Consider the following 11737-nt stretch of genomic DNA (forward strand, 5'->3'; position numbering starts at 1 on the left):
GCGCCGAGGACGCCAAGAAGGAGACGATATCTTGGCGCCCTTGGCGCCTTGGCGGTTCGAAGCTCTGCTCGTTTCAGGCGGGCTCAACCCGTTTGTTGCTCCAGGACTACTCCATCCCGGTCAGCTTCCCTGCGCCGGCCTGGCTCATGACCATGGCCGGGATGTCGGCTGCAGGATCAGCGCGAATCGCGTAGTACGCCGTCGGGTCGAACCCCTTGCCGTTCTCCACCCCACCGTGCAGCGTCTCGCCCACGAGGTTGGTGTCTGTCCACGTCAGATCGGTCCCGCCGTAATCCTTTGAGGTGCGCTTCACCTTGTCGACGTAGTTGCCTTCCGCGTGCACGGAGGCGCCCGCGCCGACGCCGATGAAGTAGTCGCTGAGCTCGTTGGCGAAGTTGTTGAAGACGTGCGCCTGGCCGAACCGCACGCGCGGGTTCCGCTGGACGGTGTGGTCGAGCCAGTTGTGATGGTAAGTGACGTGCAGGCGCCCCGTGTCCTGCGGGCCGTTGCTGTCGTCGTGGCCCAGCAGCATGGTCTTGTCCGTCTCCACGAAATGGTTCCACGAGACCGTCACCCAGTCCGACCCGCGCTTGACGTCGACGGAGCCGTCGGCGCTCTCGTGGAACGTGTTGTGATCCACCCACACGTGGTGCGAGTAGCACTGGACGTTGATCGAGTCGTCCGTCGAGTTGATGAAGGTCAGGTTGCGGATGATGACGTTCGAGACATGCGTGAAGAGCGACGCCTTGTCGGGGTCGCACGTGACGCCGTGCGCGGCGACGAGGTCCGGCGTCCAGCCGTTGATGTCGAAGCCGAAGCCGTCGATCGTCGCGCTCGTGCCCAGGCCGATGAGGGTCTTGTTCGAGCCGACGTCCAGCATCTCGACCTCGCCGGGGCCGGCGATGGTGCCCGAGATCCGGATCACCCTCGGCGTGTGATCGCCGACGGCGGCGGCCAGCTCCGCGTACGACGTCACGGTCACGACCTCGCCTCCCGCGCCGCCGGTCGTGGTGTCGAGTCCATCGGCGCCGTGGGCGGCGAAGCCCACCAGGGTGGGATCTCCCGTCGATCCGCCGCCCGCGCCGCTGCCGGACGTCGTGGTGCCCGGGCCGCCGCCCGCGCCGCTGCCGGACGTCGTGGTGCCCGGGCCGCCGCCCGCGCCGCTTCCGGCCCCGCCGCCCGAACCGCTGCCGGGCGTGGCGCCCGAGCCGCCGCCGGAGGTCGCGCCGGCGCCAGGGCTGCCGCTCGACGAGGAGCCGCCGGGCGTGACGCCGCTCTCCGGCTCGGGATCCGCGCCGTCGTCCGTCGCGCTCTCGCCGCACGCGGCGAGGAGCGCCACGCATCCGAACGCCACGGAGGCTGCGTACGTCGTTGACCTCATGGCGACACCGACACGGCACTTGATTTGTTTGATGCTCACGAGTTCCTCTCATCAGCAGCTCATGACGTCGAGCGCTGGACGCATCCATGCACACGACGATCCATCGCCATGCGAGGTGGCCGGCCGGTGAGACGCCGGTCGGCTCGGAGGGGGACGAGCCCGGGAGCTCGCCGCAGGGACATCCAGGAGAACCGTCAACCGGCGATTGACACGAGTTGACGGCTGCGGTTGACAAAGCACCGAGGTGCTCAAGGCGGCGTGCTCGTGCAACCCGCTGTCGGCTCGGGTCGAAGCGAGCTGACGGGCTCCGCGCGGGTCGGGGGCTGCTCGAAGGACACGGGCGCGAAGACCGCCGCCCGCTCGCGGATTCGCGCGAAGCGAGCCTGACTGAACCTGTGTCGGCGGGTCGCTGCTGGCGAGCGTCCCCACGTCGCCCCGACGCGCGGCGAGCAGGGGGCCTGGTCCTCCTCGCCGTGTCGCAGCGATGCTGGCGCTTCACGGGAAGCTCACCCAAAGTTCATGCGGCCGTGGCGCGAGCTCGGAGGGCGCACGGTAACAGCGGTGCGCCGGCGGGCACGCCAACGCCCGTGGCTGCCCGAAAGGAGCCCCCTCGATGAGAGCCGTTCGATCCGCCATCCTGTCCGCCTGGGCGCTGCCCTTTGCCCTCGGTTGCTCGCAGCACCTGAACGAACACGTGAGCGCGCAGAGCCGCGCGACCTCCGCGCCGGTGATCGAGGCGCGCTTCGAGACGGCGGCGCTGCACGGCTATGACGACGCGCCCCGCACGCCGGACGCGGACGACCCGGCGATCTGGGTGAACCCGAGCGCCTCCGGCGAAGGCCTGGTCATCGGCGTGCTGAAGAACGCCGGGCTCCACGTCCACGACCTGGAAGGAAACGTCGTGCAGACGATCCTCCCCCCGTACCGGCCGGCGGTCACGGCAGCGGACCCGCCCGTGCCCGGCGCGCAGCCCGAGAGCGGCACGGGCGCGTGCCCCGAGAGCGAATCGGGTGAGACCTACAGCCGCTTCAACAACGTCGATGTGCAGTACGGCTTCGAGCTGATCAAGGCGAACGGCTCGAAAGAGAAGGTCGACATCGCCGTGGTGACCGATCGGGGCTGCGATCGGCTCCGGATCTATGCCATCAAGCCGCAGAGCTCGAGCGGCCCCCTCATCGACATCACGGCGCCGAGCGCGCCGCGCGTCTTCCCGACCCGGTTCGTGCAGCCGTCCTCGCTCCAGCCGACCGGCGCGTCGCCCGGGGTCCACGACAACGATCTGGACGACCAGAACACCGCCTATGGGCTCGCGCTCCACCGGCTGGAGGGCGACGACGGATACCGCGCCTTCGTGACGCAGCAGAGCCGCAGCGTCGTCGCCGAGCTCGAGCTGTACGCCGCCGGCGGCGGCCACGTCTCCTACACGAGGGTGCGCGAGCTCCGGTTCAACCCGGTCTTCACCGTCCCCGGGACGAGCGGCGGGAGCCCGTCGATCCAGTGGACGCCTTGCCGCGAGGTGCCCGAACGCGATCCGCAGCTCGAGGGGCTGGTCGTCGACCAGCAGGAGGGCGTGCTCTTCGCCGCGCAGGAGGTGGTCGGCATCTGGCGCGTGCCGCTGAGCGACGCGCTGCCGGCGACCGTCAACGTGCCGGCGAGCCGGCTGATCGAGAAGGTCCGCTCGTTCGGGGAGCCGTGGTGGGCTGTCCCCGACGACGGCGAGTACGCGTGCGAGGATTCGGCGCCGGGGGCCCCGGTCGCCGGGACGATCGCGGCGCCCGGCAACCTCTCGGCGGGAGGGCTGCACCTCGAGAGGGACGTCGAGGGGCTGGCGATCTATCACGGCGAGGACGAGGAGGGATATCTGCTCGTGTCGAGCCAGGGCGACGACACGTTTCACGTGTACGATCGCGAAGACCCGACGGACCATATCGCCGCTTTCCAGATCGAGGGCACGGGCGAGACCGACGGTCACGACGTCGTGAACGTGCGCGCGGGCAGCGATTTCCCGTACGGGCTCTTCGTGGTTCAGAACGGGCAGGCCAGCGGGCCGTCCTCGGAGGATCCGGTCAACGGGTTCGAGTACGACGGCTCGACGCAGTTCAAGCTCCTCGGCTGGGAGGACATCGCGGACGAGCTCGACCTCGACGTCGAGGAGGACGAGTTCGATCCCCGCGACCCGCACGACGACTGACGCGCCCCGCTCGGCCTCCGGCGCGGCGGGCATCCGCGGCGCCGGATCAGCGTCCTGCGGCTCGGCTCACGCCCCTTGTGGGTCGAGCTGGCGCACCACCCGGCACGGGTTGCCGGCGGCGAACACGCCGCCCGGGATGTCCCTTGTGACGACGCTGCCGGCGCCGATCACCGTGCCGGCGCCGATCCGCACGCCCGGGCAGAGGATCGCGCCGCCGCCGACCCACACGTCATCGCCGATGTCCACCGGGCGGGAGAACTCCACCCCTGTGCGCCGCTCCGCCGCGGACATCGGGTGGTTCACGGTGTAGATCTGCACCGTGGGGCCAAACAGGACGTTGTTGCCGATGCGCACCGGCCCGACGTCGAGGACGACGCAGTTGAAGTTGAAGAACACCCGCTCGCCCAGCGAGATGTTGGTGCCGTAATCGCAGTGGAACGGCGGCTCGATCCAGGCGACGACGGGGGCGCCGAACAGCTCCTGGATCAGGCGGGCGCGCTCGTCCTGCTGCTCGTCGCGGGTCGCGTTGAGCGCCTGACATAGATCGCGCGCGCGGCGCCGCTCGGCGCAGAGCTGCGGATCGCGGAAGTCGTAGGGCTCGCCCGCCAGCATCTTTTCTTTCTCGGTCTTCATCCTCTTCCCTCGTCGGTGAGCACGCGCCGGCAGTACCGCGGCCGGCCCAGCCGGTCCAGCAGGAGCGGATGCGCCGGTTGCTCAGATTGCGCAGGATCTCGCTCAGCTCGCGCGATCTCGCGCCTGGCACGTGCCCCGAGCGCGGCGATCGCCGGCGATCTCGCGCGCTCGCGGCGTTGGCGCGGGATCTGCTCTGACGGCGCGCGAGTGCGATGAGTCACCGGGAGGCGGCGGGCAGCGCGCGGCATGTCGCCGGCGGCGGCCCGTACGCCCCCGGTGGCCCCATGAAGGAGGTCTCATCCCCATGAACGGACAACTCGCGACGACCGGTGTCTCTCGTATGGCCGAGGGAACGAGCGCAGGAGATGTGAAGAGGAGCGACGCGCGTGCGTTCCTGGCGCGGGCCGAGGCGGACGAGCAGCTCGCGGAGAAGATGGCGGAGGCCGACGGGGACATGACCCGCATCCTCGCGATCGCCGCCGAGGCGGGCTATTCGTGCACCGCGCAGGAGCTCGTGAGGGCGTACGAGGAGCACGTGCGCGCGGAGCCCGGCGGCTCGGCCTACGACTTCGGGCATCCGATCGTCTACCTGAGCCTCCGCGCGCCCTCGGACCTGAGCCACGCGGCGGTGTACCTGAGCCTCCGCGCGCCCTCGGACGCGAGCTATCTGCTGTCTTCCTGAACCACGTCGAGCGCTCTGCGCGCTCAGGAGGACAGTCATGATCCGATCGCCCGGTCCGAAAGGGCACCCCTTGCACGGCTCCTGGCCGGAGTTCCGTGCGGATCCCCTCGCGTTCCTGCTCGACGGCACGCTCGCGTACGGGGATTTCTTCCGGTTCCGGCTGGGGCTCCAGCAGTGCTTCGCCGTCTCGGATCCGGCTGCGATCCTCGAGGTGTTCTCGGACCGGGAAGGCTTCACGGACAGGACGCCGCCGCACCGGATGCAGGACGCCTATCCGCGGAGCGTCGCCCGCCTCGAGGGGGCCGAGCACCTCGAGCGCCGGAGGGCGCTCGCGCCGGCGTTCCAGCGGGAGGCGGTCTTCGCGCGTGTCGAAGCCGCCGAGCGCGTGGTGCGCGAGGGGCTCGGGCGGCTGCGCACCGGCGAGGCGCGCGCGGTGCTGCCGGTGCTCGAGGACGTGGCCCTGCGGAGCGCGTCGATGCTGCTCCTCGGCGACGCGGGGGAGCGGGTCGTGGAGCGCATCGCGACCGAGCTGCCCCGCGTGGAGGCGTGGCTGGGACACGCCGCCGACGACGAGGCGGCCTATGACAAGGCGAGGGAGGCGCTCGCGGCGTCCATCGTGGCGGCGGCGGAGCACCGCAGGGCCGCCGGGAGCCGCGGCGCGACCGATCTGCTGGATCCGCTCGTGCGCGCTGTCGATGCCGGGCTGATGGACGAGCAGGCCATGATCGACGAGGTCGTCATGATGCTCGTCACGCACGTGCCGACGGCCGCGGCGTCGGCCTGGGCGCTCCACGAGCTCGCGCAGCGCCCGGAGGTGCGGACGCGCCTCGAGGAGGAGCTCGACGCGCTCGGCGCGCAGGGAGCGGCGGTGGAGCGCGCCGCGGTGCTATCCGCCGTCGTGATGGAGACATTGCGTCTCCACCCGCCGGTGTGGGTGCTGGCACGCGAGGCGCGGCGGGAGTTTTGCCACGGGCCGCACACGGTGAGCGCTGGGAACGAGGTGCTCGTGAGCCCCTATGTCATGCAGCGGCTTCCGCGGTACTGGAAGCGACCGGAGGAGTTCCTCCCCGAGCGCTTCCTGCCGGGCTCCCCCTGGCACGAGGAGCGCCCGTCGGCGGCGTTCATCCCGTTCGGGCTCGGGATGCGCAAGTGCATCGGCGAGCGGACGGCCGTGCTGCAGATGAAGCTGATGCTGGCCGCGCTGGTGCGCGATTTCCGGTTCGAGCTGCCCGCGGGCTACGAGGCGGGGGTGGGCGGCCGGCGGCCGCTCGTGCCGCGCGATGGATTGCCGATCCTCGTCGAGCGGCGCAGCAAGACGGATCGACGCCCCCGGGATCACGCGGCAGCCGGGTGAGGATCGAGGCGCGCTCCCGGCTGGCGGCGCGGCGGCGAACGGCGCTCAGGAGAAGCCCATGGGGCACCGCGCCGCAGGCCCAGGAGCGACGTGCTCTATCGCCGGTTCCGCCTGGCTGCCCTGGGCCGCTGCAGCCCGCTCGCCCACGGCGCGCCTCTCCCGCTCTCCCTCCAGGATCATCGCGACTCCCCCGCGCGGCCCCATGGTGAGCCCCCGGCGCACGTGCCGGAGGGGCGCATTCCGCTCGAGCCGGAGCCGGTATCTGCCGAGGATCGTGCCGAGGACGACCTTCATCTCGACCATCGCGAACGCCGCGCCCAGGCACCGGCGGGCGCCGCCGCCGAAGGCGATGAACTCGAAGGGCGAGAACCTCCGCTCGAGGAAGCGGGAAGGCTGGAATCGCTCGGGCGACGGGTAGAGATCCTCGCGGCCGAGCACGAGCAGCGGAGAGGCCGCGACCGCTTCGCCGGCCGGGATCGTGTAGCCCTTGAGCTCGAACGGCCTCTTCACGACGCGCGCGACGTCCACGACCGGCGGGTGGATGCGGAGCGCCTCGAGACACACCGCCTCCAGGTAGGGGAGCGACGCGAGCGCCTCCGGCGCGGGCGCCGGGCCGAGAGCGTCGATCTCGTCGACGACCCGCGCGCGGACGGCCGGCTCGCGGTGCAGCCAGTACATCGCCCACGCGAGCGACATCGCCGTCGTCTCGTGGCCGGCGAACAGGATCGCGCGGAGCTGCTCCGCGATCTCCGCGTCGCTCATGCCCCCACCGTCGTCATGGCGAGCGCTCATCATGAGCCCGAGGATGTCCTGCGCGTCGTCCCCCGACGCGCGCCTCGCCCGGATCTCCTCGACGAGCAGCGCGTCGAGCGCCCTGGCCGCGCGCTGGTTGCGCGCGTAGGGGCCGAACCCGCCGAGCTCGCGCCGGAGCGCGGGGATCACGATGAAGCTCGGGCTCAGCGACTCGACGAGCCGGAGCACCGCCGCGCGAGTCCTGCCGACGCGCTCGTCGCCCCGCACGCCGAAGACGACGCGGACGATGACGTCGAGCGCGATCGCCTGGGTCGCCGCGAGCATCGAGAACGAGCGACCCGGCCGCCACCGCGACGCGACGTCCAGGGCGATGTCCGCGATCGTCGCGCCATGCGCCCGCATCGCGCCCGCGCTGAACGGCGGCCCGAGCAGCTTGCGGTCGCGCCGGTGCCTCGCGCCCGTGGTCACCACCACCGACGACCTCCCGAAGACCGGCTCCGTGAGCTCGACGGCCCAGACGTCGAACACGTCCGGATCCGCCGTGTAGATCGCGCGGATCGCCTCCGGATCGCCCGTGATCGTCAGCATCCCGTTCGGCGACTTCAGGCGAAACGTGGGCCCGTACTGGGCGGCATATCGCTTGAGCACCGGCTCGGAGGAGATGAATCCAGCGCGGATGAAGTCCACGAGGCTGAACGCGCTCGGCCCGGGCGGCAGGTTTCCCATCGAGTGGCTCCGTGGGGAGAGAGGGTTGTCGTCCTGTCCCCGGCCGGGTGCAGGATGGCGCCGGGGACAGGGTCGACACGCGCGCCGGCGGTTGGTTCCGGCAGATCGCCGGCGCGCGTTCGATCAGGCGTGCGGCGCGCTCCGCCGCACCACCTCGAGGACGGCCTCGTCGAGCGGGAGCTCGCGCTGGTGCCCGCCCTCCCGCTCCCGGAGCGCGACGGCGCGGCGCTCGGCCTCGCGCTTGCCGACCACCGCGACGAGGGGGATCGCGGAGGCGTGCGCGACGGCGATCTTCCGCGAGAGGGAGTCTTCGCCCGCGTCGAGGATCGCGCGCACCCCCTTCTGCTGGAACTGCAGGAGGACCTCCCCGGCATAGGCGCGCTGCGCGTCTGTCACCGGCACGACGACGACCTGCTCGGGAGATAGCCAGAGCGGCAGCGCGCCCCGGTAATGTTCGAGCAGGATGCCGAGGAAGCGCTCCACGCTGCCGAACAGCGCCCGGTGGAGGATCGCTGGTCGCCGTCGCGCGCCCGACGCGTCGACATAGGTGATGTCGAAGCGCTCCGGCAGCACGAGATCGAGCTGGATCGTCCCGCATTGCCAGCTCCGCCCCAGCCGGTCGCGCAGCACGAACTCGAGCTTCGGCCCGTAGAAGGCCCCTTCCCCGGGCTGCAGCCGGTAATCGAGGCCGGCGCTCCTCGCCGCGGCGGACAGCGCCGCTTCGGCCCGGTCCCACACGGCGTCGCTCCCGTGGCGCTCGGCGGGGCGCGTCGAGAAGCCGACCGCCATGTCCTCGAAGCCGAAGCCGGCATAGAAGTCGCGGAGCGCGCTCGCGAAGCGCACGACCTCCGCCTCGACCTGCTCCTCCAAACAGAAGATGTGGCCGTCGTCCTGAGTGAACTGGCGCAGGCGGAAGAGGCCGTGCAGCGTGCCGCTCGGCTCGTCCCTGTGCACCATGCCGAGCTCGCCGATCCGCAGCGGCAGGTCCCTGTACGACGGCGCCATGCGCGCCACGATCTGCATGTGGCCCGGGCAGTTCACGGGCTTGATGGCCGCGGCGTGATCCTCCTCGGACAGCCGGAACATGTTCGAGGAGAAGTTGTCCCAGTGGCCGCTGGCCTTCCAGATCGCCTGCCGCAGGATCAGCGGCGTGCGGACCTCACGATAGCTGTCGCGCATCATCTGGCGCCGGACCGCCTCCTCCAGGAGGCGATAGAGCGCGAAGCCGCGCGCGTGCCAGAACACCATGCCGGGCGCCTCCTCCTGGAAATGGAACAGGTCGAGGCGCTGGCCCAGATAACGATGATCGTCCTCGTCGAGCATGTCAGTCTCCGTCGGCGATGGCCGGCCGGACGGGGCGCTGAAATGCGACGAGCCCCGTCCGGATTTCCGGCGGGGCTTGGTTTCTCGTGTTCTCGTCAGCTCACTGCACGCACACGAGACCAGTCCCGCCGCTGCGGGTCGTGGTCGTCGTGGTCGCGGTGAGGCGGGAGCTCACGAAGAGAGTTGTAGAGCGGCGTGCAGAGTCCGTCAAGCGGGACGTCTCGCGTGATCGTTTCACGGCGCGGCGGGTCGGTCAGCGGGCCGCGGCGGGCCGCGCGAGCGCAGCCGCAGGGCGCCGCCTGCGCGGCCTCAGCGCGCCGCTCGCGCGGCCTCGGCGCGGGACGGATGGCCCAAGAGGGCGCGCGACAGGAGCACCGCCCCGGTGAAGACGTAACCGGAGCAGGACCGGAAGACGTCGTGAGCGCGGCCGATCAACGGGGCGCTCCGGAGGATGTCCCCGAGACGCCACATCTCCTCGTGGCGCGCGATCTGGAAGCTCTCGCCTCCCTCGATCATGTCGAAGTCGTAGGTCAGGACCATCCGCAAGGGTATCGCGCAGCGCGGCAACGGCCTCAGGTACAAGGTGCCGTCGACGAGGGCGCGGCCAGCGTGCCGCGGCTCGCAGAGCCGGACGCTCATCTGGGAGATGTCGAGGTCGAAACGGGCACAGCCGCGCGCCCCCGAGAGATCGACCCGGTACGTCTCGACCCCGCGCACGCGCCGCCATGGATTGACGAACTCGATGCCAGGAGCGAGGTGCGGATAGACCTCCTTCTCGAGCGTCGCGAGCGGAACGCTCGTGTCGTACATCAGCCGCGCCAGCCGTCCGAAGCGCTTCTCGAGGTCGGCGAGCCCGAGGCGCGGCAGCGTCGGGATCGTGAACGGCAGGCAGTTCACCTTTGTCGCCATGTCGTGACTCTCCGTCGGTCCGCTCCTCGCCCGGTGTGAAGCGCCGGCCCGGACGGGGTGGATGCGACGCCGAGACGCAATGGGCGGGCCGCGGCGAGCCGGCCCCCGGCGGCGCCCCGCGCGCCACGTGTGCGAGCCCGCGCCGGCGCTGGAAACGCCCTGTTCTCCGCGTGGTTCAGGGCGAGAATCGGCGCGGCAGGCGGTGGATTGCGCTGGTCCCCGGGGCGCTCGCCGCTATGTTCGCGCGCCGTTCGGCTCGGCGAGGCGCGGCGTTTCGCGCCCTCCGCGGCGAGCCGCGAGGAGAGGACGTGTCACGGGTGCTGGGGCGCACAGCGAGGGAAGAGCGGAGTCTCACGGAGCGGCGCCGGGCGTCGGCGCGGCGGATCGCCGCCCTCGCGGCGCTCGCCCTCGCCTCGGCGGGGTGCGGCGCCCGCGGCGGAGCAGCGGCCGCGGGCGCTCCGGCGCGCGCCGCGCACGGCGCCGCCTCGGCCCCGGGCGCGACCGCGGCGACGGCGCCCGGCGCCGCCTCGGCCCCGGGCGCGACCGCGGCGACGGCGCCCGGCGCCGCCTCGGTCCCGGGCGCGAGCGCGGCGACGGCGGAGCGGCTCTTCCGGGAGGCGGACTCGCTGGCGAGCCGGCGCCGCGCGATCGGCGTCCAGCTCTTCGTCCTCGACGAGGCCGCGCAGGCGGGCGCGGCCGGCGCGACGGGCGAGCGCGGCGCGGCCCGGCGCGACGCGCTCGAGGCCGAGGCGGCGCGGGTGCTGGCGAGGACCGTCGCGGCCTACGCCGCGCTCGTCGACGCGCCGGCGCTGCGCGCGGCGCCGCCTCGGCCCCGGGCGCTCCTCGCGCTCGCGCGGGCGCTCCTGGACAGCGGGGACCTGCGCGGCGCCGAGGCGCGGCTGCGCCAGCTCGCCCTCGAGCACCCCGCGTCCAGCGAGGCGCCCGAGGCCCACCTCGCCCTGGCCGACCTGGCGTTCGCGGCGGGGCGCCTCGACGAGGCCGTGCTCGCGTGCGACGCCGCGCTCCGCGGCGCGCCGCCGCACGCGCTGCGCAAGCGCGCGCTCTACGTGAAATCGTGGAGCCTGCGGGGCCTCGGCGGCACCGCCGCCACGGGCGAGGCCCTGCGGGCGCTCCGCGCGATCGTGCAGCTCGGCCCCGCGCGCGCCGGCTCGCCGGAGGCGGCGATCGACGAGGCCGCCGAGCGGGAGCTCGTCGAGCTCTACGCCGCCCACGGCGACCTCGATCAGGCCCGCGCGTTCTTCGCCGGCGCGGGCGACCGCGCGGGCCCGCGCCTGCTCGGCGAGGTGGAGGCGCGCGCCGCGCGGCGCAGGCGCGCCGAGCCCGCCGATCGGCCGGCGCTGTGAGCGCGCCCTGTCGGCTCTCGCCCCGGCAGGCGCGTCATCCGTCGCCGGCGTCGATCCGGAACCGCGGCGCCTCGATGCGCTCCCCCCGGCACTCCGGGCAGCGGCTCGGCTTCGCGAGCGAGCGCCGCTCGTCGAACGAGTAACCGCAGCGCAGGCAGCGCGCCGGCGCCACCGACAGCCGCTCGCCGCGCGCGCGCAGCGATCGCGCGAGGTGCTCGAGGTGCGGCGTCACGTCGCGCTCGCGCATCCCGAGGCGCGTGGAGAGCTCCCACGCGGTCGCCGCGCCGCGGCGGAGCTCCTCCAGGAGCGCGTGCCGCACCGTCTCCGAGCGAGGCGCGGGGCTCGGCGGTGGTCTCGGGTTGCTCATGGCGGTAAGAGCGTGACATCCCGGCTCGGCGAGGCCAGCGCCGACGCCGCGCGT

The 11737-nt window shown here is 72.6% G+C and carries 10 protein-coding genes; 4 read left to right on the plus strand and 6 right to left on the minus strand.

The annotated features are described in order from the left end of the window. Positions 1-106 precede the first annotated feature (106 nt). Complete coding sequence (locus tag WMF24_RS33610; RefSeq protein ID WP_437731523.1) at positions 107-1381, minus strand: pectate lyase family protein; 1275 nt, start codon at positions 1379-1381, stop codon at positions 107-109. Positions 1382-1994: 613 nt separating this feature from the next. Between WMF24_RS33610 and WMF24_RS33615 the strand changes: the two genes are divergently transcribed. After that, positions 1995-3572: a phytase gene (locus WMF24_RS33615; protein WP_437731524.1), complete on the plus strand. Its 1578-nt coding sequence runs from the start codon at positions 1995-1997 to the stop codon at positions 3570-3572. A 66-nt stretch (positions 3573-3638) separates the two neighbouring features. Here the strand turns inward: WMF24_RS33615 and WMF24_RS33620 are convergent, their stop codons facing one another. Beyond that, on the minus strand, positions 3639-4205 hold the full coding sequence (locus WMF24_RS33620; protein ID WP_437731525.1) for a sugar O-acetyltransferase: 567 nt from the start codon (positions 4203-4205) through the stop codon (positions 3639-3641). A 304-nt stretch (positions 4206-4509) separates the two neighbouring features. Between WMF24_RS33620 and WMF24_RS33625 the strand changes: the two genes are divergently transcribed. Continuing rightward, positions 4510-4887 carry a Nif11-like leader peptide family natural product precursor gene (locus WMF24_RS33625; RefSeq protein ID WP_437731526.1) on the plus strand — a complete coding sequence of 126 codons (378 nt, stop codon included), beginning with the start codon at positions 4510-4512 and terminating at the stop codon, positions 4885-4887. A gap of 37 nt (positions 4888-4924) precedes the next feature. Continuing rightward, positions 4925-6241 (plus strand): cytochrome P450, encoded by a 1317-nt coding sequence (locus WMF24_RS33630; protein WP_437731527.1) that lies wholly within the window; start codon positions 4925-4927, stop codon positions 6239-6241. A gap of 45 nt (positions 6242-6286) precedes the next feature. On the opposite strand, the gene WMF24_RS33635 is transcribed toward WMF24_RS33630, so the two are convergent. The 3 genes from WMF24_RS33635 to WMF24_RS33645 form a co-directional block, all read right to left on the minus strand. Next, positions 6287-7720: a cytochrome P450 gene (locus tag WMF24_RS33635; RefSeq protein ID WP_437731528.1), complete on the minus strand. Its 1434-nt coding sequence runs from the start codon at positions 7718-7720 to the stop codon at positions 6287-6289. Positions 7721-7843: 123 nt separating this feature from the next. Beyond that, on the minus strand, positions 7844-9043 hold the full coding sequence (gene thrS, locus WMF24_RS33640) for a threonine--tRNA ligase (protein ID WP_437731529.1): 1200 nt from the start codon (positions 9041-9043) through the stop codon (positions 7844-7846). A gap of 309 nt (positions 9044-9352) precedes the next feature. Beyond that, complete coding sequence (locus WMF24_RS33645; protein WP_437731530.1) at positions 9353-9952, minus strand: hypothetical protein; 600 nt, start codon at positions 9950-9952, stop codon at positions 9353-9355. Positions 9953-10260: 308 nt separating this feature from the next. Here WMF24_RS33645 and WMF24_RS33650 point away from each other — a divergent pair, with 308 nt between their 5' ends. Further along, positions 10261-11316, plus strand: a complete 1056-nt coding sequence (locus WMF24_RS33650; RefSeq protein ID WP_437731531.1) for a tetratricopeptide repeat protein — start codon at positions 10261-10263, stop codon at positions 11314-11316. 34 nt (positions 11317-11350) lie between these two features. Here WMF24_RS33650 and WMF24_RS33655 read toward each other — a convergent pair whose 3' ends face one another. Further along, entirely contained in the window at positions 11351-11683 is a 333-nt protein-coding gene (locus tag WMF24_RS33655) for a transcriptional regulator (protein WP_437731532.1), read from the minus strand. Between the last annotated feature and the right edge of the window lie 54 nt (positions 11684-11737).

Origin of the sequence: Sorangium sp. So ce1335, assembly GCF_051521615.1 — a bacterium.
Classification (GTDB): Bacteria; Myxococcota_A; Polyangia; order Polyangiales; family Polyangiaceae; genus Sorangium.

Bases quoted from the DNA above. Each gene is read 5' to 3' on its own strand.
- WMF24_RS33610 (WP_437731523.1), bottom strand. From the start codon at position 1,381: ATGAGGTCAACGACGTACGCAGCCTCCGTGGCGTTCGGATGCGTGGCG.
- WMF24_RS33615 (WP_437731524.1), top strand. From the start codon at position 1,995: ATGAGAGCCGTTCGATCCGCCATCCTGTCCGCCTGGGCGCTGCCCTTT.
- WMF24_RS33620 (WP_437731525.1), bottom strand. From the start codon at position 4,205: ATGAAGACCGAGAAAGAAAAGATGCTGGCGGGCGAGCCCTACGACTTC.
- WMF24_RS33625 (WP_437731526.1), top strand. From the start codon at position 4,510: ATGAACGGACAACTCGCGACGACCGGTGTCTCTCGTATGGCCGAGGGA.
- WMF24_RS33630 (WP_437731527.1), top strand. From the start codon at position 4,925: ATGATCCGATCGCCCGGTCCGAAAGGGCACCCCTTGCACGGCTCCTGG.
- WMF24_RS33635 (WP_437731528.1), bottom strand. From the start codon at position 7,720: ATGGGAAACCTGCCGCCCGGGCCGAGCGCGTTCAGCCTCGTGGACTTC.
- thrS (WP_437731529.1), bottom strand. From the start codon at position 9,043: ATGCTCGACGAGGACGATCATCGTTATCTGGGCCAGCGCCTCGACCTG.
- WMF24_RS33645 (WP_437731530.1), bottom strand. From the start codon at position 9,952: ATGGCGACAAAGGTGAACTGCCTGCCGTTCACGATCCCGACGCTGCCG.
- WMF24_RS33655 (WP_437731532.1), bottom strand. From the start codon at position 11,683: ATGAGCAACCCGAGACCACCGCCGAGCCCCGCGCCTCGCTCGGAGACG.